Source organism: Leifsonia virtsii, assembly GCF_030433675.1.
Taxonomy (GTDB): Bacteria; Actinomycetota; Actinomycetes; order Actinomycetales; family Microbacteriaceae; genus Leifsonia; species Leifsonia virtsii.
This window is the reverse complement of record NZ_JAROCB010000001.1, coordinates 544,671-564,496: the sequence shown is the minus strand read 5'-3', so window position 1 is coordinate 564,496 and position 19,826 is coordinate 544,671. Positions and strand designations below refer to the sequence as shown.

The window sequence follows — 19,826 nt, the reverse complement described above, 5'->3', positions numbered from 1 at the left end:
TCAGTCGAGCAGCGCCGCCTTCAGCGTGTCGAGGCCGACGCCGCCGATGTCGAGCGCCTTCTTGTGGAAGGCCTTGATGTCGAACGCGTCGCCCTCGCGGCGGGCGTACTCGTCGCGCAGCTGCTCCCAGATGCGCTGCCCGATCTTGTACGACGGCGCCTGCCCCGGCCAGCCGAGGTAGCGGTTCACCTCGAACCGCACGAACCCGTCGTTCATGTTGACGTTCTCGCGGAGGAACGGGAAGGCGTCCTCCCCGGTCCACGCCCGCGATCCGTCGGGCAGCGGCTTCTCGAGGTGCACGCCGATGTCGAGCACGACACGCGCCGCGCGCATGCGCTGCCCGTCGAGCATGCCCAGGCGGTCGGCCGGGTCGTCGAGGTAGCCCAGCTGCTCCATGAGACGCTCCGCGTACAGCGCCCAGCCCTCGGCGTGGCCGGAGGTACCTGCGATGCGCCGCCACGAGTTGAGCTGCGCCTTGTTGTAGGTGGCCTGGGCGATCTGCAGGTGGTGACCCGGAACGCCCTCGTGGTAGACCGTGGTGAGCTCACGCCAGGTGTCGAACTCGGTCACGCCCTCGGGCACGCTCCACCACATCCGGCCGGCGCGCGCGAAGTCGTCGCTCGGCCCGGTGTAGTAGATGCCGCCTTCCTGCGTCGGCGCGATCATGCACTCCAGACGGCGGATCTCGGCCGGGATGTCGAAGTGGGACTTGCCGAGCTCCTCGATCGCGCGATCGCTGGTCTCCTGCATCCAGCGCTGCAGCGCGTCGGTGCCGTGCAGCTTCCGGCTGGCGTCGCCGTCGAGGAACGCGATCGCCTCGAGCACGCTCGCGCCCGGCTTGATCTCGTTCGCGATCGACTCCTGCTCGGCGCGCATGCGGGCGAGCTCTTCGATGCCCCACTCGTAGGTCTCGTCGAGGTCGACCGTCGCCCCGAGGAAGCCGCGAGAGGCGAGGGCGTAGTGCTCGCGGCCGACCGCGTCCTTCTCCGGGGCGTGCGGCGCGAGCTCGTTCTCCAGGAAGTCAACCAGCGCGGCGTACGCCTGTGCCGACTCGCCCGCACCCGCCGCCAGGTCGGCCTTCAGCGACTCGGGCAGCACACCGTTCAGAGGACGGGCCGCCGCCGTGAACTCGAAGAAGAACCCGGTGTCGGCGACCTGCTTGCGGGCCTGGGCGAGCACCTCGCGCACCTGCCGCACCGCCGGGACGTTGCCCGCCGCGATGCCGCTGCGCAGCGTCTCGATGTAGCCCTGCATGGCCGCGGGGAGGTTGTGCAGCCGCTTGGCGACGTTGGCCCAGTCGTCCTCCGTGTCGGTCGGGACCAGGTCGAAGACCTCGCGCAGCTCCTGCGCGGGCGAGGCGATGACGTTGAGGTCGCGCTGGCCGAAGCCGGCCTCGTGCTTCTCGACGGTGAGCTGCAGCTCGCGAGCGAGGTCCATCTTGGTGATGCGGTCGATCTCGTCGACCGGCTCCGCCGCCTGGATGCGCGCGAGCGCCTCCTTCACCTTGGCCGTGGCGTGCTCCGCGCCGGCCGGCGAGTAGTCCGCGTACTCGCCCTCACGGCCGGGACGGCCGAGCCAGACGTGGTACTCCGGGTACAGCTCGAGCTGGGTGTCGACCCACTCCTCGGCGATCGTGTCGACCGGGGTGGGTTCGCGCTTCTGATCGTTGGTCATGCTTCGACACTACCGACGACCGCGTCCCGGCGGCACGGAAAGGCCGAAGGTGTGGACAAGTCGTCGGACGCTCCGCCCTGTGGACGACGACCCGGCCCCGGCTCAGTGCGCGGCGGCGTCCCAGTTCGCGCCGCGGCCGACCTGCACCTCGAGCGGAACCCGGAGGTCGGCGGCGCCCGCCATGCGGGTGCGCACGATCGACTCCAGCGCGTCCCACTCGCCCGTCGCCACCTCGAAGATGAGCTCGTCGTGCACCTGCAGCAGCATCCGGGATTCCAGGCGCTGGTCGATCATGTCGCCCGCGATGCCGAGCATCGCGACCTTCATGATGTCGGCGGCCGAGCCCTGGATGGGCGCGTTCAGCGCCTGGCGTTCGGCGTTCTCGCGCAGGACGCGGTTGGTCGAGGTGAGGTCGGCGAACGGCCGGCGGCGGCCGAAGATCGTCTCGGTGAAGCCGTCGACGCGCGCCTGCTCGACCACGTTGCGCAGGTAGTCGCGCACCGAGCCGAACCTCTCGAAGTAGTCGCTCATCAGCTGGCGCGCCTCGGAGGTCTCGATGCGCAGCTGCTTCGAGAGGCCGAACGCGCTCAGGCCGTAGGCGAGGCCGTACGACATCGCCTTGACCTTGGTGCGCATGGCAGGGGTGACCTCGGCCGGCGAGACCCCGAAGACGCGGGAGCCGACGAACCGGTGCAGGTCCTCCCCCGCGTTGAACGCCTCGATGAGGCCCGGGTCTTCGGAGAGGTGCGCCATGATCCGCATCTCGATCTGCGAGTAATCGGCGGTCAGGAGCGTCTCGAAGCCCTCGCCGTGCCGGAACGCGGCGCGGATCTCCCGCCCCTCCTCCGTGCGGATCGGGATGTTCTGCAGGTTCGGGTCGTTCGACGAGATGCGGCCCGTGCTCGTGCCGGTCTGGTCGTAGGTGGTGTGGATGCGGCCGTCGCCCTCGACCGACCGCTCGAGGGTCTCGACGATCTGCTTGAGCTTGGTCGCGTCGCGGTGCTGCAGCAGCAGGCCGAGGAACGGATGCGGGTTCTTCTCCTGCAGGTCGGCCAGCGATCCGGCGTCGGTCGAGTAGCCGGTCTTCGTGGCGCGCGTCTTCGGCATCCCGAGCTCCTCGAAGAGGACCTGCTGGAGCTGCTTCGGCGAGCCGAGGTTGATCTCGTGCCCGATCTGCGCGTACGCCTGCGCCGCGAAGTCGTTGGCCTTGTCGGTGAGCTGGCCGCGCAGCCGGGCGAGCACGGCGCTGTCGATGGTGACGCCGTTCAGCTCCATCTCGGCGAGCACGGCGACCAGCGGCAGCTCGATGTCGTCGAGCACCCCGCGGGTGCCCTCGTCGAGCGCGATCATCTGCCCCTCGGCGACACGGCGGATGAACCACGCCTCGGTGGCCGGGCTGACCGCATCGTTGATCGGGACGAGCTGGTTCGGGTCGGAGACGGGCAGCGTCTCGCCGAGCACCTCGTAGACCTGCTCGGCGAGGGACTGCGCGGCGGCGCCCGGCTTCACGAGCCAGGAGGCGATGCGCGTATCGAAGGCGAGCCCGTCGACGACGAAGCCGGCGCGGCTCAGAGCCTTGAACTGCGGCTTGGCGTGGAAGAAGTACTTCGGAGCGCTGCTCGCGAGCCACTCCTCCAGCGCGGTGTAGTCGGGCCGGCCGGCGACCCACGGCACGTAGACGGAGTCGTCGGCGGTGGCGAGGCCGAAGCCCGCCAATCTCGGACCACCCAGCCCTGCGGGGCCGGTCTCCAGCTGCACGGCGACCGCGTTGCCGTCTGCCGAGGCTTTGGCCAGCCAGTTCGCGAGCTCCTCGTCGATCATCGTGCGCACCGCGGGCGCGCTCACCGCACCCGCGTCGCCGACCTCGAGGGCACCCGCCGCGCCGTCGAGCATGCCCTCTTCTGCCGCCGTCTTCATCAGTCGCTCGAGCAGCGTCTTGAACTGCAGCCGCGCGAAGATGTCGCGCACCGCGCTCTCGTTGAGCGGCTTCCGCTCCAGGTCGGCCGGGCCGATCGGCAGCTCCACGTCGTCGCGCAGCTGGTTCAGCCGGCGGTTGCGCAGCGCGTTCTCCTTCTGGTCGCGCAGGTTCTGGCCGACCACTCCCTTGATCTCGTCGGCGTGCGCGACGATGTTCTCGACCGTGCCGTACTGCTGCACCCACTTGACGGCGGTCTTCTCGCCGACCTTGTCGATGCCGATCAGGTTGTCGCTGGTCTCGCCGACGAGGGCCGCGATCTCGGGATACTGGTGCGGATCGATGCCGTACTTCTCGCGCACCGCCGCCGGGTCGTAGATCTTGAGCTCGGAGACGCCCCGGACGTTCGGGTACAACAGCGTCACGTCGTCGTTGACGAGCTGGATGGTGTCGCGGTCGCCCGACACCAGCAGCACCCGGAAGCCCTGCTCGACGCCCTGTCGCGCGAGGGTGGCGAGGATGTCGTCGGCCTCGTAGTCCTCCTTCGCGATGGTCGTCACGTTCATCGCGTGCAGGGCTTCTTCGAGCAGCGGGACCTGTCCGGCGAACTCCGACGGCGTCTCGCCGCGGGTGCCCTTGTACTCCGGGTACTCGCGCGTGCGGAACGAGTAGCGGGAGATGTCGAACGCGACCGCGAGGTGGGTCGGCTTCTGCTGCTGCAGCAGGTTGATGAACATCGCGATGAAGCCGTGGATCGCGTTCGTGTGCTGACCCTCGCGGTTCACGAAGCTGTCCACCGGGAGTGCGTAGAAGGCCCGGAACGCGAGCGAATGGCCGTCTATGACGAGGAGGGTAGGCTTTTCGGAGTCTGACACCAGGCCAGCCTACAAGGGGCCGGTGACAGTCCAGACGACCGTCAGGAGAGGCCGAGGATGACCGAGGACGCGCTCGCGTACGTGCAGCAGAGAGGGCTCGGCGCACTGGCCGAGAAGATGGGCATCGAGATGCTCGAGTTCACCGTGGAGCGCGCTGTGGCGCGCATGCCGGTCGAGGGCAACACGCAGCCCGCCGACCTGCTCCACGGCGGCGCCTACGTCGTGCTGGGCGAGTCGCTCGGCTCGATGTCGGCCAACCTCTACGCCGGCGAGGGCCGCCTCGCGGTCGGGATCGAGATCAACGCGTCGCACACGCGCTCGGCGACGACCGGCTACGTCACCGGGGTGTGCACGCCCATCCACCTGGGCCGGACGCTGACCACGCACGAGATCGCCGTCACGGACGACCAGGGCCGCCGCTGCTCCACGATCCGCATCACGAACCTGATCAAGGAGCTCTGACACGCGAACAGCTCCTGACTTCTTCGAGCGGATCGCCGCGATCCGCTCGAAGAACTCAGGAGCTGTCGGCTTGGGAGGCCCTTACTTCTTGGGGGCGAGCTGGTCGATGATCGCCTGGGCGACGTCGTGCATGGTGAGTCGACGGTCCATGGAGGCCTTCTGGATCCAGCGGAACGCCTCCGGCTCGCTGAGGCCCATCTTCTCGTTGAGCAGGCCCTTCGCGCGGTCGACCAGCTTGCGGGTCTCGAACCGCTGCACCATGTCGGAGACCTCGGCCTCGAGCGCGATGATCTGCTGGTAGCGGGCGAGCGCGATCTCGATCGCGGGCAGCAGGTCGTTCGGCGTGAACGGCTTCACGACGTAGGCCAGGGCACCGGCCTCGGTCGCGCGCTCCACGAGCTCCTTCTGGCTGAACGCGGTCAGCAGCACGACGGGCGCGATGTGGTCCTTCGAGAGGCGCTCGGCCGCCGAGATGCCGTCGAGCTGGGGCATCTTGACGTCCATGATCACCAGGTCGGGCCGCAGTTCGGTCGCCAGCGCGACGGCCGTCTCGCCGTCGCCGGCCTCCCCGACGACCTCGAAACCGTTGTCGCGCAGGATCTCGACGATGTCGAGGCGGATGAGCGATTCGTCCTCCGCCACGACGACGCGGCGGGGTGCGGTGGGAGTCGTTTCCTGGTCAGTCACGAGGAAAAGCCTACGGTATTGTTCAGGTGATGTTGTGCGCCGCTGTGGCGGAATGGCAGACGCGGAGCACTCAAAATGCTTTGTCCGAAAGGGCGTGTGGGTTCGAGTCCCACCAGCGGCACGACTAGATGCGGGCTCCGACCACCGTCGCGGCGAAGCGCCTGGCCCGCTCGGCGAGGCCGGTGATCCTCTCCTCCACCACCCGGTCGGCGTCGAACCCGACGTACGACGGCGGCGGAGTCCTGCGCACGTTGGCGCTGCACTCGAACGCGCCGCACACCAGCGTCCCGACCGTGTGCCCGTTGCGGCCGGACTGGCCCGCTCGGCGCGCGGACCAGAACCAGACGTCGTTGGTGAGGTGCACGTCCTGGCACCAGCCGCACATCGACGGCGCGTGCGACCGCATGCTCGCCTCCGAGGCGCGCAGCACGATCCCCACCGGGCCGTCGGTCGTCGGGATGACGACGTAGCCACGCTGCGGGAGCTTCGGGTCGCGCCAGCCGAGGTACTCGCGCCGGGCCCAGTCCACCTCGTGCAGCCCCGGCGGCAGGGGCAGCTCCTCGGCTTCGCTGCGGGAGCAGTTGACGAACGACTCGCGGATCTGCTGCGGGCTCAGGATCTCCATGCGCACCTCCACGTCCATGCTCGCACAGGTTCCGCGCGGCACCGCTTGACTCTGCCCCCGGGGTCAGACCTTAACGTGGCCGCATGACCACGATCGAGAGCGTCACGGACGCCAGCTTCCGAGATGAGGTGCTCGCGGCCCCCGGCACCACGGTCGTAGAGTTCTGGGCGGAGTGGTGCGGTCCGTGCCGCGCGCTGTCGCCCATCCTGCAGCAGCTGCAGGAGGAGCACGCCGACCGCATCCGCATCGTCAAGATCAACGCCGACGAGAACATGGAGACGACGGTCGCCTACAAGGCGCTCGCCCTGCCGGTGATGCAGGTGTTCCAGGACGGGGAGGTCGTCAAGACGATCATCGGCGCCAAGCCGAAGCCCGCCATGGAGCTGGAGCTCGCCGCGTTCCTCTGACCGGGACGCGCCCGGCCGCAGCTCACGTGAGGTGGTCGAACGCGCCGCTCACCCAGCCGATGTAGCGCTCGGCGGAGCGCAGCACGGCCTCGCGCGCGTCCTGCGGGACGACGTTGCCCAGGTTGCCGTACATCCGGTCGAAGGGCCGATCGCACACGGTGTCGGCCACCCGTCGCACCACGGCGGCCGACAGCGGGATGTCGTTCGGGTAGCTGCGCTGGAACGTCACCCACTTCTGCGACGGCCCGGGAAACACGGTGTCCCCGCTGAGCACGACGCCGCGATCCCAGTGCACCACCGCGCTCCCGGGGAAGTGCCCGCCGACCGTGCGCAGGGTGACGCCGGGCAGCACCTCGATCTCGCCCGTCCACGACCGGATGGCCGCGTCCTCCCGCTGCACCCAGTGCCGATCGGCCGCGTTGACGAGCACGGGAGGGTCGCCCAGCATGCGCGACCAGCTCACCTGCGCGCCGAACATGTGCGGGTGGCTGGTCGCGATCACGGCGGCGCCGCCGAGGTCCTGCACGGCGGCGGCTGCGGCCTCGTCGACGTAGCCGGTGGGGTCCCACAGCAGGTTCCCCTCCGGGGTGCGCAGCAGGATGCTCTGCTGCCCGATGCCGACCCGCGGCTCACTGCGCAGGCCGTACAGGTCGGGCTCGAGCTCGGTGACCACCACGCGCTCGCCGTCGCGCTGGAGGCGTTGCAGCGTCGTCCACTCCTGACCGGTGGGCGGCACGTACTGCCGCTCGTCCTCGCAGATCGGGCAGGCCGCGGGCGGACGCTCGCCCGTCTCGTCCACGATCGGGGTCGTCTCCACCGCGCAGGTCGCGCACAGCCACTCCGCCATGTCCGCGAGCCTAGCCGCGGTGCCGCCGCCCCGGAGAGGGGTCCGACGGAATACGCTGCACGCAGGACCGATTGGAGTGGATGTGAAACGCATCGGGTTCCTCAGCTTCGGGCACTACCAGCCCATCCCGGGCTCCGTGTCGCGCACCGCGGCCGACGCCCTCACGCAGACCATCGAGCTGGCCGTCGCGGCCGAGGAACTCGGAGCGGACGGCGCGTTCGTCCGCGTCCACCACTTCGCGCCGCAGCTGGCGTCGCCCTTCCCCCTGCTCGCCGCGATCGGCGCGCGCACCTCGAGCATCGAGATCGGGACGGCCGTGATCGACATGCGCTACGAGAACCCGCTCTACATGGCCGAGGACGCGGCGGCGGCCGACCTGATCAGCGGCGGCCGGCTCCAGCTCGGCGTCAGCCGCGGATCACCCGAGACGGCGCTGCGCGGGTCGGAGTCGTTCGGCTACGTGCCCGCCGAGGGCGAGACGGATGCGGACATGGCCCGCCGGCACACCGAGCTGTTCCGCGCGGCGATCGCCGGGGCAGGCGTGGCGGAGGCGAACCCGTCCATGACCGGCGGCCAGCGCGGCGCGCTCGCGATCGAGCCGCAGTCCCCCAGCCTCGGCGACCGGATCTGGTGGGGCGCCGGTACACGAGCGACCGCGGCCTGGGCGGCCGAGCAGGGCATGAATCTCATGAGCTCGACCCTCCTCACCGAGGACACCGGCGTGCCGTTCTCCGACCTCCACGCCGAGCAGCTGCAGCAGTACCGGGACGCCTGGAAGGCCGCCGGCTGGGAGCGGGAGCCGCGCGTGTCGGTCAGCCGCAGCATCCTGCCGATCACGACCGACCTCGACCGCCGGTACTTCGGCGCCTCGGCGCTCGCCGACCGGCACGACCAGGTCGGGCACCTCGACGGGGGTCTCGCGCGGTTCGGCAAGAGCTACGTCGGCGAGCCCGAGCGGATCGTCGAGGAGCTGCGGGAGGACGCCGCGGTGGCCGACGCCGACACGCTGCTCGTCACCGTCCCGAACCAGCTGGGCGTCGACTACAACGCCCACCTGCTGGAGACGATCGTCACCCAGATCGCCCCCGCGCTCGGCTGGCGCCACTAGCACCTGGTCGAGGGGACAACGAAGTGGGGCACACCTGTGCCCCGTTTCGTGTACCCCGAATGCGGCATAGACTCCGCCGTGGATCCTGACATGATGGACGTACTGCACACCCGAAACCGCAGTGCCGAAAGTGTCCTGTCCAGGAAGGGTGTGCCATGCGGGTTCGACGTCTCAAGGCCGCGATCGCCGCGTCCGTCCTCACGGTCGCCCTCTCCGGAGCCACCCTCGCCGCAACCTCGCCGGCGGCGGCCGTGAGCACCCGGACCGACGGGACCTCGCCGGCGTCCGCGATCACCTCCATGTGGGCGTGGGGCAACCCGATCGACCCGGCGGTGGACGCGCGCGGGCAGGGGATGCCCCAGTTCGAGCCGCAGGCGCTCGCCTCCTTCGCCGCCGCGCACCGCCTGCGCACGGTCTACCTCTCGGTGCCGTGGGCCGCCGACGAAGGCCCCTTCTCGGCGTGGCTGACGGAGGCCGTGAGCGCCCTGCACGGAGCCGGCGTCACGACCGTGGCCGCGCTCGGCGGCGACGGCGGCTGGGCCGACGACCCCGACCTGGCCGCGACCTGGACCTCGGCCGCGCTCCGCGCAGCGCCGTTCGACGCCATCCAGTTCGACGTCGAGCCGTGGGTCGTCTCCTCCGACTCCGAGCTCCCGGCGGTCGTCGCGAAGCTCCAGACCATGTACGACCGCGCGAAGGCCGTCGCGGGCAGCGTCCCGATCGGCGCCGACCTGCCGTGGTGGCTTGCCGCGAAGCCGCAGCCGACCGGAGGCACCGCGTTCGACGCCCTGCTCCCCCACCTGCGCTCGGTCGCGATCGTGGCCTTCAGCGACCACGCCGCAGGCTCCGACGGGATCGTCGCCTTCGCGAAGCCCGCGGCCACCGCGGCCGCCGCGAAGCGCATCCCGTTCACCATCGGCGTGGAGACCGACACCCCGGAGGTCGCCGGCGGCCCCGGTGCGACGTTCGGCGACGACTCGGCCGCGCTGCTGGAGTCGGAGACGGCCAAGGTGCGCACCGCGCTCTCGTCGATCCGCGGCTACGGCGGCGTCACCGTCGAGCACCTGCTCTCCTGGCAGGACCTCCTCGCCCGCTGACCGGGCGCCTCGCGGGGTCAGCGACCGTCGGCGGCGGCCTCCAGCGCGGCGATGTCGAGCTTGCGCATGGACAGCATCGCCTGGTTCGCGCGCGCCGCGCGCTCCCGGTCCGGGTCGGACTGGAGCTCGAGCAGGCGGCGCGGCACGATCTGCCAGCTGACGCCCCAACGGTCGCGCAGCCAGCCGCACATGCTCTCCTCGCCCCCGTCGGCCGTGAGCGCCTCCCACAGCCGGTCGACCTCGGCCTGATCGTCGCACAGCACGGACAGCGAGAACGCCTCGGTGAAACCGGCGACGGTGTTGCTGTTCATCGCCTGGTACTCGACGCCGGCGAGCCGGAACCGCACCACCACCAGGCCGCCCGGCATCTCGCCGCCGAACCGCTGCACCTCCAGCACCTCGGAGTCCGGCAGCAGCGAGGTGTACCGCTGCACCGCCTCCTCCACCCCGCTCTCGAACCACAGGAACGTCGTGACCTTCTGCATGGTGCCCCCCTCCGGCGTCGTCGCCTGGCGCCCATGGTAGCGACCCGGGCGGCCCGCGGGGCGGAGTAGCGTTGCCCTGTGACCGGCACCGCATTCAGCAGCTATATCGCCATCGGGGACAGCTTCACGGAGGGCGTCGGCGACGAGCTGCCCGACGGCCGCGTGCGCGGTTGGGCCGACTTCGTGGCGCTCGGGATGGCGGCTGCCTCCCCGGCGCCGTTCCGGTACGCGAACCTCGCGGTGCGCGGCCGGAAGCTCGGGCCGATCGTCGCCGAGCAGGTCGAGCCGGCGATCGCCCAGCACCCCGACCTGGTGAGCCTGAACGGCGGCGGCAACGACATCATGCGCCCGCGCGTCTCCATCGAGGGCGTCGCGAAGACGCTGGTGGAGGCAGCGGACCGGGTGGTCGCGTCCGGCAGCCACATGCTGCTCCTGAGCGGCGCGAACCCGAGCCGGCACCTACCCCTCGGCGGCGTCATCCGCCGCCGTGGCGAAGAACTCGCGGTGGCGGTGCGGGAGATGCTGCCGCGCGACGGGATCACCTTCGTCGACAACTGGGCCGACGAGGGGCTGGAGGACATCCGCTACTGGTCGGAGGACCGCCTCCACCTCGGTCCGCTCGGCCACGCCAGGGTCGCGAGCAACGTGCTCACCGCGTTCGGAGTCCCGGTGCCCGTCGAGTGGGGTGTCGAGGAGGTCGCGGCGGCGCCCCCGGGCGAGCGCACCCGCCGCACGGCCGATTACTACCGCCGTCACGTGCTGCCGTGGATCGGGCGCCGGCTCACAGGCCGCTCCTCCGGCGACGGCCGCGCGGCGAAGATCGCCGAGCTGACCGTGGTCGACCCGGAGACCCTCCGCCCGCTCTGACCGGCGACGCGCGCGCGACTGCGACCGTTCGGAACGTCTGCGGCCGGTCGCGCAGCCGCAGACGTTCCGCAGCACCGCAGTCGCGCGAGGCCGCGCCGGGACGCCTCAGTCGTTGTCGCCGCCCGTGGTGTCGATGCGGGTGGTGCGCTGGCCGCCCGCCCACGTCCACTCGGCCACCTCGGGGATGTCCTCGCCGTGCTCGCGCGTGTACTGCCGCGCGCGCAGGCGGGCGTCCTGCATCTCCTGGCGCAGCTCGGCCTCGCGCGCGGCAAGCCCGGGCACGCGGTCGATCACGTCGATGACCAGGTGGTAGCGGTCGAGGTCGTTGAGCATCACCATGTCGAACGGCGTGGTCGTCGTGCCCTCCTCCTTGTAGCCGCGCACGTGAAGGTTGTCGTGGCCGCGACGGCGGTAGGTGAGGCGGTGGATCAGCCACGGGTAGCCGTGGTAGGCGAAGATCACCGGCTTGTCGGTGGTGAACAGGGCGTCGTACTCGCGGTCCGAGAGGCCGTGCGGGTGCTCGCGTTCGTCCTGCAGCCGCATCAGGTCGACGACATTGACCACGCGAACCTTCAGGTCGGGCAGCCGGTCGCGCAGGATGCTCGCCGCGGCCAGCGTCTCCAGGGTCGGGATGTCGCCGGCGCAGCCGAGCACCACATCCGGCTCCTCGCCCTCCACCTCGCTGCCGGCCCAGGGGAAGATGCCGATGCCGCGCGTGCAGTGCGCGATCGCCTCGTCCATGGTCAGCCACTGCGGCGACGGCTGCTTGCCCGCGACGACCACGTTGACGTAGTCGACCGAGCGCAGGCAGTGGTCGTAGGTGGAGAGCAGGGTGTTCGCGTCGAAGGGCAGGTAGACCCGGACCACGTCGGCCTTCTTGTTGACGACGTGGTCGATGAAGCCGGGGTCCTGGTGCGAGGCGCCGTTGTGGTCCTGCCGCCAGACGTGCGAGCTCAGCAGGTAGTTGAGGGAGGCGACCGGGCGCCGCCAGGCGACCTCGCCGGCCGACTTCAGCCACTTCGCGTGCTGGTTGAACATCGAGTCGACGATGTGGATGAACGCCTCGTACGAGGTGAAGACGCCGTGCCGCCCGGTGAGCAGGTACCCCTCCAGCCAGCCCTGGCACTGGTGCTCGCTGAGCACCTCCATCGCCCGGCCGGCCGGCGCGAGGTGGTTGTCGTCGTCGATGGGGAGGTACTCCGCGTCCCACTGCTTGCTGGTCGTGTCGTACACCGCCTGCAGCCGGTTGGACGCCAGCTCGTCGGGCGCGAACAGGCGGAAGTCGTGCGGGTTGCCGGCCATCACATCCCGGAACCACTCGCCGAGCACGCGCGTCGCCTCCGCCACGGTCTCCCCCGGGCTCGGCACGTCGACGGCGTAGTCGCGGAAGTCGGGCAGCCGCAGATCGCGCCGCAGCAGACCGCCGTTCGCGACCGGGTTGGCGCTCATCCGCCGGTCACCCGCAGGCGCCAGCGAGGTGACCAGCTCGACCGGGCGGCCCTCGTCGTCGAACAGCTCCTCCGGGCGGTACGACTTCAACCAGCTCTCGAGCAGGCGGGTGTGCTCTTCGGTGTCGCGCGCGTTCGCGAGCGGCACCTGGTGGGAGCGCCAGTTGTTCTCGGTCGGGTGCCCGTCGATCTCGGGCGGGCAGGTCCAGCCCTTCGGGGTGCGCAGGATGAGCATCGGCCAGGCGGGCCGTCCGTCGAGGGAGCCGTCGGCCGCCGCGCGCTTGATCTCCGCGATGCGGTCGAGGATCTCGTCGAGCGTCGCGGCCATCCGCTTGTGCACCTCGCGCGGGTCCTCCCCGTCGAAGCCTCCGGAGACGACGTAGGGCGCGTAGCCGTAGCCGCGCATCAGGTCCAGGAGCTCCGACTCCGGGATGCGGGCGAGCACCGTCGGGTTGGCGATCTTGTAGCCGTTGAGGTGCAGGATCGGCAGCACCACCCCGTCCTGCGCCGGGTTCAAGAACTTGTTGGAGTGCCAGGCCGTCGCCAGCGGGCCGGTCTCGGCCTCGCCGTCGCCGACGACCGCCGCGACCAGCAGGTCAGGGTTGTCGAACGCCGCGCCGTACGCGTGCGACAGCGCGTAGCCGAGCTCGCCGCCCTCGTGGATGGAGCCCGGTGTCTGCGGCGCCGCGTGACTCGGGATGCCGCCCGGGAACGAGAACTGCCGGAACAGCCGGCGCAGGCCGTCCTCACTCCGGTCGATGGCGCTGTACAGCTCGCTGTACGTGCCGTCGAGGTAGGCGCTGGCGACGACACCGGGACCGCCGTGGCCCGGCCCCGCGACGAACAGGGTGTCCAGGTCGCGCTCCCGGATCGCGCGGTTCAGGTGCGCGTAGACGAAGTTCAGCCCCGGCGTCGTTCCCCAGTGCCCGAGCAGCCGCGGCTTGATGTCGTCGCGGCTGAGCGGCCGCCGCAGCAGCGGGTTGTCGAGCAGGTAGATCTGCCCGACGGAGAGGTAGTTCGCCGCGCGCCACCAGGCGTCGAGGGCGTCGAGCGTCTGCTCGGAGAGGTCGTGCTGCGTAGACGCGGTGGTCGTGTCGCTCATCGGGGCTCCCCTGGTCGCTGGCCGGTTCACGCGCATCCTACGCGGCCCGGGTGACCGCGTCAGGTGGGCCACGGCGTGGCGGCCCCTGGCCGCTGTCGGCGGTGGGCGCTAGCGTCGAGGCATGAGCGACACAGTGGTCCGGCCGGTCGACGACGACGTGTGGGGCGACCTGGAGACGGTGTTCGGCACCCGCGGCGACCCGTCGGGATGCTGGTGCCAGTGGTTCAAGGTGCCTGGCACGCAACGCGACGAGCTTTCGGTGGGCGACCGTCGCGAGCGGCTGCACGACCAGGTGCGCAGCGGATCGCCGGGCGTGCTGGCGTGGGTCGACGGCGAACCGGCGGGCTGGGCTGCGGTCGAGCAGTACTCGGCCTACCCGAACCTCGCGCGCTCGCCGATCACGAAGCGGGTGGAGGGCGACCCGGCCGACCCGTGGGCGGTGACGTGCTTCGTCGTGCGCCTCGACTTCCGGCGGCAGGGCCTCGCCCGTGCCCTGCTGGACGGCGCGGTGGAGCACGCGAGGAACCAGGGCGCCGAGCTCGTCGAAGGCTATCCGGTCGACACGGAGGCGAGGCCGTCGCTCTCGAGCGCCGAGCGGTACCACGGCACGGTGTCTCTGTTCCGCGACGGCGGGTTCGAGGTGGTCCGCCGGCCGAGCGCGACCAGGGCGATCATGCGGCTCGCGCTCTGACTCTTCGCGGTCGGCCGCGCCGGTAAGCTCGATCGGGTGAGCTCCAGCCGTCGTGACCGTCTCGTCGGCGCGGGCACCCAGGTCGCGACCGAGATCAGCATCAACTACGGCTCGTCGCTCGCGGGCCTCCTCATCCCCGTGGTCGGATCGCTCGTCGTCGTCGCCGCGCGCCAGGTGGTCACCGCTGTCGTGGTGCTCCCGTTCTACCGGCCGCGCCGCGCCGAACTGACCTGGCGGCGGCTGTGGCCGGCGCTCGCGCTCGGTGTCGTGCTCGCGGCGATGAACCTCAGCTTCTACGAGTCGGTCGGCCGGCTCGGGCTCGGGATGGCGGCGACGATCGAGTTCCTCGGGCCGTTCGCGCTCGCCCTGGCCGGATCCCGGCGCTGGCTGGACGCGGGATGCGCGGTGGCCGCGGCCGCGGGCGTCCTGCTCCTGACCGCGACCGAGGGCAGCGTCGACCCGCTCGGGGTCGTGCTCGCCCTCACCGCCGCGGCGTCCTGGGCGGCGTACATCCTGCTCACGCGGCAGGTCGCGACACGGCTCCCGGGGCTCGAGGGCCTGAGCGTCGCGAGCGTCGTCTCCACCGTGCTGACCGTTCCGCTCGCCCTCATCGTGATCGACTACAGCCGGCTGGACGCGCAGGTGCTCCTGCTGCTGCTCGCGCTCGGGGTGCTGTCGTCGGCGGTGCCGTACAGCCTGGACACGTTCATCCTGCGTCGGATCACCCCGCGGCTGTACGCCGTCATCACGAGCTTCGGGCCGGTCGTCGCGACCGTGTTCGGAGTCATCGTGCTGCACGAGCGGTTCTCGCTCGTGCAGCTGGTCGGCATCCTGATCGTCTGCGCCGCGGCGGGCATCACCATCGCGACGCAGCGGGAGCAGCCGCGCTCCGAGCTGGAGCAGACGGCCGAATCCATCCCCTGACCCCGGCCGAGTTGCACGTTGTGGCGGCTATTGGTGCCGAATAGCCGCCACGACGTGCAACTCGATCAGCTGAGGATGTCCTTGGTGGTGAAGCGGCCGACGGCCAGGGCGCCGAAGACGGCGATGTAGCCGAGCTGCAGCAGAGCGTTGGAGCCGAACGAGTCCCACGAGATCGGGTCGCGCAGGAGGTCGCCAAAGCCCAGCCAGTAGTGGCTGAACAGCCAGGGGTGCAGGGCGTCCAGCTGCGGGAGCTGGTCGAGCACCTGCGAGACCACCGCCAGCACCGCGGTCGCCGCCATCGCCCCGACGGGGACGTCGGTGAGCGTCGAGAGGAACAGCCCGATCGCGCACAGCCCCAGCAGCGACACGACGATGTACAGCGAGATCAGCAGCAGCCGGATGTACGCCTCCCCCAGGCTCACCTGCACGCCGGAGAGCAGCGTGACCGGTCCGATCGGGAACAGCAGCATCCCGATCAGCGCACCCGCCACCGCGACCGCCAGGGCCGCAGCCAGGGAGAACACGGCGCTGCCGACGTACTTCACGGCGAGCAGCCGGAGGCGCCCGGCCGGCGCGATCACGAGGTAGCGGAGCGTGCCGTGGCTCGCCTCCCCCGCGATCGTGTCGCCCGCGACCACGCCGATGGTCAGCGGCAGGAACAGCGGGACGCACACCACGAGCGCGGTGAACGCCACGAAGACGCCGTTCGAGGTGATGTCGCCGAGGAACGCCGGACCGCGTGAGCTGCCGCCGGTGATCCGGACGGCGACCGCGATGAGCAGCGGGATGGCCGCAAGGGCCGCCAGCATCGCCCAGGTGCGCCAGCGGCGGAACATCACCGACAGCTCCGACCCGAGCAGCGCCCAGCCGACGGCGGGACGCTCGCGCCGGGCGGCGGAGGTCGTACCGGTCTCGCTCGACGCGCTCGGCGCCTCCCCATCCGGTACCGCCGTCAGCTCACTGCTCGACATCGAAGCCCTCCCCGGTGAGCTCGACGAACCGCTCCTCCAGGCTCGACGACCGCACGGCGAAGCCGCGCAGGCGCACGCCGTCGCCGACGAGTGCGGCGGAGAGCTCCTCGGCGGCCGGCGCGGAGTCGCCGAGCGCGGCCTCCACCCCGGAGCCGGTGGCGACGGGCTCCAGCCCGAAGCGGCGGAGAGTGGCGACGGCCAGGGCGGTGTCCGGCGACTCGACCGCCACCCGCGGCCCGGACGCGCTCCGCAGCTCGTCGAGCGACCCCTGCGCGACCAGGCGGCCCGCGCGCATGATCGCGGCGTGCGTGCACACCTGCTCGATCTCGGCCAGCAGGTGACTGGAGACGAACACGGTGGTGCCCTCGTCGGCGAGCGAGCGGACCAGGGCGCGCACCTCGCGCGTCCCCTGCGGGTCCAGACCGTTGGTGGGCTCGTCGAGCACCAGCAGGTCGCGGTCGGTGAGGAGCGCGCCGGCGATGCCCAGCCGCTGCTTCATCCCGAGCGAGTACGCGCGCACGTGCTTGCCCGCCGCGTGGGACAGGCCGACCCGGTCGAGCGCCGCCGAGACCCGCGCCGTGCGGGTGGACCCCGGCGCGTAGCGGTCGGCGGTGTCCCGCCGGAGCAGGTTCGCCGTGCCCGAGAGGTACGGCGCGAAGGCCGGGCCCTCGACCAGCGCGCCGACCCGCGGCAGCACCCGGGAGCCGCGGTCGGGCATCGCCTCGCCCAGCAGCCGGATGGAGCCGGCCGACGGCGAGACGAGGCCCAGCAGCATCCGGATCGTGGTCGTCTTGCCCGATCCGTTGGGGCCGAGGAAGCCGAACACCGACCCGCGCGGCACGTTCAGGTCGAGGCCGTCGACGACGGCACGCGACCGGAAGCGCTTGGTGAGCCCGCTGGTCGCGATCGCCGCGTCGGTCACTTGGCCGGGGCCTGCGTGGCGGGCTGGGCGGCCGCGGCCTGCAGTGCGGAGACCGGCACGGAGCCGGCGAGCACCCGGCCGTCCGCGGTGACGAGCACCGAGACCACCGACGAGCTGAGGGCCCGGCCGCCGTCCACCGGCTGGGTGAGCTGCGCGAACAGCGGATCGTCGGCGACCGACGACGGCGCGGAGCCGGCGGGCAGCGCGACGATGGTCGCCCATCCCGTGCCCGTCACGGTCGGCTTCGGGTGCTCGTGCGCGCCCTTGTCGGCCGCGCCGCCCTTCGGCAGCGCCTGCTCGGTGACAGAGGCGCCCTTCGGCGGCGTGAACGAGAACACGGAGGCGTCGGGCCGCTGGTCGCTGAACGCGGTGAACCCGGCCTCGAACGCCGGCGAGCTCGCGCCGCGCGCGGTCACGGCCACCTTCAGCGGGATGCCAGTCTTGCCGTCCACGGCGATCGACACGCTGCCGATGAGGGTGGCGGTCGCCTTGGGCTTCAGCACGAGGTCGTAGGCGTCACGGCCGGCCACCGAGGTGTCGGAGCCGAGGGTGACCGAGGTCGAGGGGTCGACGGCGTCGAGGAAGCGCTGCGCGAGCTGCGACGGGGTCAGCGCGGTCGCGTCCGGTGCCGGGGTCTTCTCGCTGTGAGCGGGGACCGTCGCGTGCACAACCTTCTCGCCACTCGACTGGTAGAGCCAGAGATCGGAGCCGTTGCGGATCGCGTCGCGCTCGGCCAGGCGGTCGAGCACCTGCACGCGCACCTTGCTCGGGCCGTCCACCCACACCTTGGCGGTGTGGTCGACGAGAGCGAGCTCGAGCAGGTCGGCGGCGCCGCCATCAGTGCCTTTCGACGCGGTCACGGGCAGGTCGGGGAGGCCGAGGTCGGAGCTCTGCTCGACGGTGCCGGAGAACGACCGGGTATCGCTCGCGGCGACCAGTCGCAGGACGTCGGCCGGCGACTTCACGGGGAGGTCCGATGCGCCGGCGGCGAGCGGCGCGACGATAGCGGCGGCGGCGATCGCGGCCGGTACGACGACGGCGGGCGCCCAGCGCATCCAACGGTGTTCCATGACCTCAGGGTACGCGCGCCCCACCCCATCCGACCCTGCGGATTGCATGGGAAACCGGGACTTCATCCCCCGGTCTGACGCCGTGTCGTCCCCCAGGATGACACCGCACTCCCGCCGGACGCACGGAGGGCCCCGCTCGTCGAGCGGGGCCCTCCGTGACCGGTGCTACAGGACGTCGCCGACCCGGTGCACGCGGATGTCGTTGGTGGTTCCGGGGATCCCGGGAGGGGAACCGGAGATGATGATCACCTTGTCGCCGTCGACGGCACGGCCGGTCGACTTGAGCGCCTCGTCCACCTGCGCGACCATCTGGTCGGTGTGGGTGACCCGGCCGACGACGAAGGACTCCACGCCCCAGAACAGGGACATGCGGCGGCGCACCGACTCCTCCGGCGTGAACGCCAGGATCGGGATCTTGTTGCGCAGTCGCGCCATGCGGCGGGCCGACTCGCCCGACTCCGTGAACACGCAGAGGAACTTGGCCTCGACGAAGTCGGCGACCTCGACGGCCGCGAGCGTGATCGCACCCGACTGGGTGCGCGGACGGGTGCCGAGCGGCTGGATGCGTTCCAGGCCGTGCTCCTCGGTCGAGGTGACGATCCGGGACATGGTCTGTACCGTGATCGCCGGGTACTCGCCGACGCTGGTCTCGCCCGAGAGCATGACCGCGTCCGCACCGTCGAGCACCGCGTTGGCGACATCGGAGGTCTCGGCGCGGGTCGGGACCGGGCTCGAGATCATCGACTCCAGCATCTGGGTGGCGACGATGACCGGCTTCGCGGCGCGGCGGGCCAGCTCGACCGCGCGCTTCTGCACGATCGGAACCGCCTCCAGCGGCAGCTCCACGCCCAGGTCGCCGCGGGCGACCATGATGGCGTCGAACGCCTCGATGATCTCCTCCAGCGCCTCGACGGCCTGCGGCTTCTCGATCTTCGCGACGACCGGGACCTTGCGGCCCTCCTCCGCCATGATCTCGTGCACGCGGCGGATGTCGATGGCGTTGCGCACGAACGACAGCGCGATCAGGTCGGCGCCGAGCTTGAGGCCCCAGCGCAGGTCGGCCTCGTCCTTCTCGGAGAGCGCCGGCACGTTGACCGCGACGCCCGGGAGATTGATGCCCTTGTTGTTCGACACCGGGCCCGCGACGACGACCTCGGTCGTGACGACCTGGCCGTCGACGGAGACGACGCGCACGCGCACCTTGCCGTCGTCGATGAGCAGGTAGTCGCCCGGCTTGACGTCGTGCGGGAGGCCCTTGAACGTCGTCGACGAGATCTCCTTGGTACCGATGATGTCCTCGGTGGTGATCTTGAAGATGTCGCCCTCGGCGAGCTCGTAGGGGCCGGCCTCGAACTTGCCGAGACGGATCTTCGGGCCCTGCAGGTCGACGAGCACGGCGACCGGCTTCCCGGCGTCCTCGGCGGCCTTCCGCACGTTCGCGTAGACCCCCTCGTGCACCTCGTAGCTCCCGTGGCTGAGGTTCATGCGCGCCACGTCCACGCCCGCGTCGATGATCGCGCGGATGTTGTCGTAGCTGGAGGTCGCCGGCCCGAGGGTCGCGACGATTTTGGCCCTTCTCATGCTTCTTGTTCGCTCCGTTTTTCTGCGCCGTGGGCGCTGGATTTCAAGCTGACGCCCGGTCTTTCGGG

The 19,826-nt window shown here is 71.1% G+C and carries 18 protein-coding genes and 1 tRNA gene; 8 read left to right on the top strand and 11 right to left on the bottom strand.

Annotated features, from left to right (window positions below; translation table 11 throughout):
- Together P5G59_RS02735 and polA are read right to left on the bottom strand one after the other, a co-directional pair.
- Entirely contained in the window at positions 1 to 1,674 is a 1,674-nt protein-coding gene (locus P5G59_RS02735; protein ID WP_301215708.1) for a DUF885 domain-containing protein, read from the bottom strand.
- A gap of 102 nt (positions 1,675 to 1,776) precedes the next feature.
- Positions 1,777 to 4,464: a DNA polymerase I gene (gene polA / locus P5G59_RS02730; protein ID WP_301215706.1), complete on the bottom strand. Its 2,688-nt coding sequence runs from the start codon at positions 4,462 to 4,464 to the stop codon at positions 1,777 to 1,779.
- A gap of 57 nt (positions 4,465 to 4,521) precedes the next feature.
- On the opposite strand from polA, the gene P5G59_RS02725 reads away from it, so the two are divergent.
- Positions 4,522 to 4,926 (top strand): hotdog fold thioesterase, encoded by a 405-nt coding sequence (locus P5G59_RS02725; RefSeq protein ID WP_301215704.1) that lies wholly within the window; start codon positions 4,522 to 4,524, stop codon positions 4,924 to 4,926.
- An 81-nt stretch (positions 4,927 to 5,007) separates the two neighbouring features.
- Here the strand turns inward: P5G59_RS02725 and P5G59_RS02720 are convergent, their stop codons facing one another.
- Positions 5,008 to 5,613, bottom strand: a complete 606-nt coding sequence (locus tag P5G59_RS02720; RefSeq protein ID WP_115696764.1) for an ANTAR domain-containing response regulator — start codon at positions 5,611 to 5,613, stop codon at positions 5,008 to 5,010.
- Positions 5,614 to 5,651: 38 nt separating this feature from the next.
- Here P5G59_RS02720 and P5G59_RS02715 point away from each other — a divergent pair.
- Positions 5,652 to 5,734: transfer RNA gene (locus P5G59_RS02715), tRNA-Leu, on the top strand.
- A gap of 3 nt (positions 5,735 to 5,737) precedes the next feature.
- Here the strand turns inward: P5G59_RS02715 and P5G59_RS02710 are convergent.
- The gene (locus P5G59_RS02710) at positions 5,738 to 6,238 is read right to left on the bottom strand and encodes an FBP domain-containing protein (RefSeq protein ID WP_301215700.1); all 501 of its coding nucleotides are present in this window, start codon (positions 6,236 to 6,238) and stop codon (positions 5,738 to 5,740) included.
- An 83-nt stretch (positions 6,239 to 6,321) separates the two neighbouring features.
- Between P5G59_RS02710 and P5G59_RS02705 the strand changes: the two genes are divergently transcribed.
- On the top strand, positions 6,322 to 6,645 hold the full coding sequence (locus tag P5G59_RS02705; protein ID WP_301215698.1) for a thioredoxin family protein: 324 nt from the start codon (positions 6,322 to 6,324) through the stop codon (positions 6,643 to 6,645).
- A gap of 22 nt (positions 6,646 to 6,667) precedes the next feature.
- Here P5G59_RS02705 and P5G59_RS02700 read toward each other — a convergent pair whose 3' ends face one another.
- A complete protein-coding gene (locus P5G59_RS02700) occupies positions 6,668 to 7,492 on the bottom strand; it encodes an MBL fold metallo-hydrolase (protein WP_435871233.1) in 825 nt (274 codons plus the stop codon).
- Positions 7,493 to 7,568: 76 nt separating this feature from the next.
- Here P5G59_RS02700 and P5G59_RS02695 point away from each other — a divergent pair, with 76 nt between their 5' ends.
- The gene (locus P5G59_RS02695) at positions 7,569 to 8,600 is read left to right on the top strand and encodes an LLM class flavin-dependent oxidoreductase (RefSeq protein ID WP_301215696.1); all 1,032 of its coding nucleotides are present in this window, start codon (positions 7,569 to 7,571) and stop codon (positions 8,598 to 8,600) included.
- Between the two features lie 155 nt (positions 8,601 to 8,755).
- Positions 8,756 to 9,697, top strand: a complete 942-nt coding sequence (locus tag P5G59_RS02690; protein ID WP_301215694.1) for a hypothetical protein — start codon at positions 8,756 to 8,758, stop codon at positions 9,695 to 9,697.
- Between the two features lie 17 nt (positions 9,698 to 9,714).
- Here P5G59_RS02690 and P5G59_RS02685 read toward each other — a convergent pair whose 3' ends face one another.
- Positions 9,715 to 10,182 carry a VOC family protein gene (locus P5G59_RS02685; RefSeq protein WP_301215692.1) on the bottom strand — a complete coding sequence of 156 codons (468 nt, stop codon included), beginning with the start codon at positions 10,180 to 10,182 and terminating at the stop codon, positions 9,715 to 9,717.
- 78 nt (positions 10,183 to 10,260) lie between these two features.
- On the opposite strand from P5G59_RS02685, the gene P5G59_RS02680 reads away from it, so the two are divergent.
- Positions 10,261 to 11,049, top strand: a complete 789-nt coding sequence (locus P5G59_RS02680; protein WP_301215690.1) for an SGNH/GDSL hydrolase family protein — start codon at positions 10,261 to 10,263, stop codon at positions 11,047 to 11,049.
- A 105-nt stretch (positions 11,050 to 11,154) separates the two neighbouring features.
- Here the strand turns inward: P5G59_RS02680 and P5G59_RS02675 are convergent, their stop codons facing one another.
- Positions 11,155 to 13,599 (bottom strand): phosphoketolase family protein, encoded by a 2,445-nt coding sequence (locus P5G59_RS02675; protein WP_301215689.1) that lies wholly within the window; start codon positions 13,597 to 13,599, stop codon positions 11,155 to 11,157.
- A 121-nt stretch (positions 13,600 to 13,720) separates the two neighbouring features.
- Here P5G59_RS02675 and P5G59_RS02670 point away from each other — a divergent pair, with 121 nt between their 5' ends.
- Both P5G59_RS02670 and P5G59_RS02665 read left to right on the top strand, forming a co-directional pair.
- Positions 13,721 to 14,290 carry a GNAT family N-acetyltransferase gene (locus P5G59_RS02670; RefSeq protein WP_301215687.1) on the top strand — a complete coding sequence of 190 codons (570 nt, stop codon included), beginning with the start codon at positions 13,721 to 13,723 and terminating at the stop codon, positions 14,288 to 14,290.
- 36 nt (positions 14,291 to 14,326) lie between these two features.
- A complete protein-coding gene (locus P5G59_RS02665) occupies positions 14,327 to 15,214 on the top strand; it encodes an EamA family transporter (RefSeq protein ID WP_301215685.1) in 888 nt (295 codons plus the stop codon).
- Positions 15,215 to 15,279: 65 nt separating this feature from the next.
- On the opposite strand, the gene P5G59_RS02660 is transcribed toward P5G59_RS02665, so the two are convergent.
- The 4 genes from P5G59_RS02660 to pyk all read right to left on the bottom strand — a co-directional run bounded on the left by P5G59_RS02660 (position 15,280) and on the right by pyk (position 19,758).
- Entirely contained in the window at positions 15,280 to 16,185 is a 906-nt protein-coding gene (locus tag P5G59_RS02660) for an ABC transporter permease (protein ID WP_301215683.1), read from the bottom strand.
- Positions 16,172 to 17,107 carry an ABC transporter ATP-binding protein gene (locus P5G59_RS02655; RefSeq protein WP_301215681.1) on the bottom strand — a complete coding sequence of 312 codons (936 nt, stop codon included), beginning with the start codon at positions 17,105 to 17,107 and terminating at the stop codon, positions 16,172 to 16,174. Before P5G59_RS02655 ends, P5G59_RS02660 begins: the two co-directional genes overlap by 14 nt.
- Entirely contained in the window at positions 17,104 to 18,177 is a 1,074-nt protein-coding gene (locus P5G59_RS02650) for a LolA family protein (RefSeq protein WP_435871232.1), read from the bottom strand. Before P5G59_RS02650 ends, P5G59_RS02655 begins: the two co-directional genes overlap by 4 nt.
- Positions 18,178 to 18,342: 165 nt before the next feature.
- Positions 18,343 to 19,758 carry a pyruvate kinase gene (gene pyk, locus P5G59_RS02645; RefSeq protein WP_301215678.1) on the bottom strand — a complete coding sequence of 472 codons (1,416 nt, stop codon included), beginning with the start codon at positions 19,756 to 19,758 and terminating at the stop codon, positions 18,343 to 18,345.
- Positions 19,759 to 19,826: the final 68 nt, after the last annotated feature.

Coding starts and splice junctions, on each gene's coding strand:
- P5G59_RS02710 (WP_301215700.1), bottom strand. CDS start 6,238: ATGGAGATCCTGAGCCCGCAGCAGATCCGCGAGTCGTTCGTCAACTGC.
- P5G59_RS02735 (WP_301215708.1), bottom strand. CDS start 1,674: ATGACCAACGATCAGAAGCGCGAACCCACCCCGGTCGACACGATCGCC.
- P5G59_RS02690 (WP_301215694.1), top strand. CDS start 8,756: ATGCGGGTTCGACGTCTCAAGGCCGCGATCGCCGCGTCCGTCCTCACG.
- P5G59_RS02670 (WP_301215687.1), top strand. CDS start 13,721: ATGAGCGACACAGTGGTCCGGCCGGTCGACGACGACGTGTGGGGCGAC.
- P5G59_RS02685 (WP_301215692.1), bottom strand. CDS start 10,182: ATGCAGAAGGTCACGACGTTCCTGTGGTTCGAGAGCGGGGTGGAGGAG.
- P5G59_RS02700 (WP_435871233.1), bottom strand. CDS start 7,492: ATGGCGGAGTGGCTGTGCGCGACCTGCGCGGTGGAGACGACCCCGATC.
- P5G59_RS02725 (WP_301215704.1), top strand. CDS start 4,522: ATGACCGAGGACGCGCTCGCGTACGTGCAGCAGAGAGGGCTCGGCGCA.
- pyk (WP_301215678.1), bottom strand. CDS start 19,758: ATGAGAAGGGCCAAAATCGTCGCGACCCTCGGGCCGGCGACCTCCAGC.
- P5G59_RS02650 (WP_435871232.1), bottom strand. CDS start 18,177: ATGGAACACCGTTGGATGCGCTGGGCGCCCGCCGTCGTCGTACCGGCC.
- P5G59_RS02660 (WP_301215683.1), bottom strand. CDS start 16,185: ATGTCGAGCAGTGAGCTGACGGCGGTACCGGATGGGGAGGCGCCGAGC.
- P5G59_RS02675 (WP_301215689.1), bottom strand. CDS start 13,599: ATGAGCGACACGACCACCGCGTCTACGCAGCACGACCTCTCCGAGCAG.
- P5G59_RS02705 (WP_301215698.1), top strand. CDS start 6,322: ATGACCACGATCGAGAGCGTCACGGACGCCAGCTTCCGAGATGAGGTG.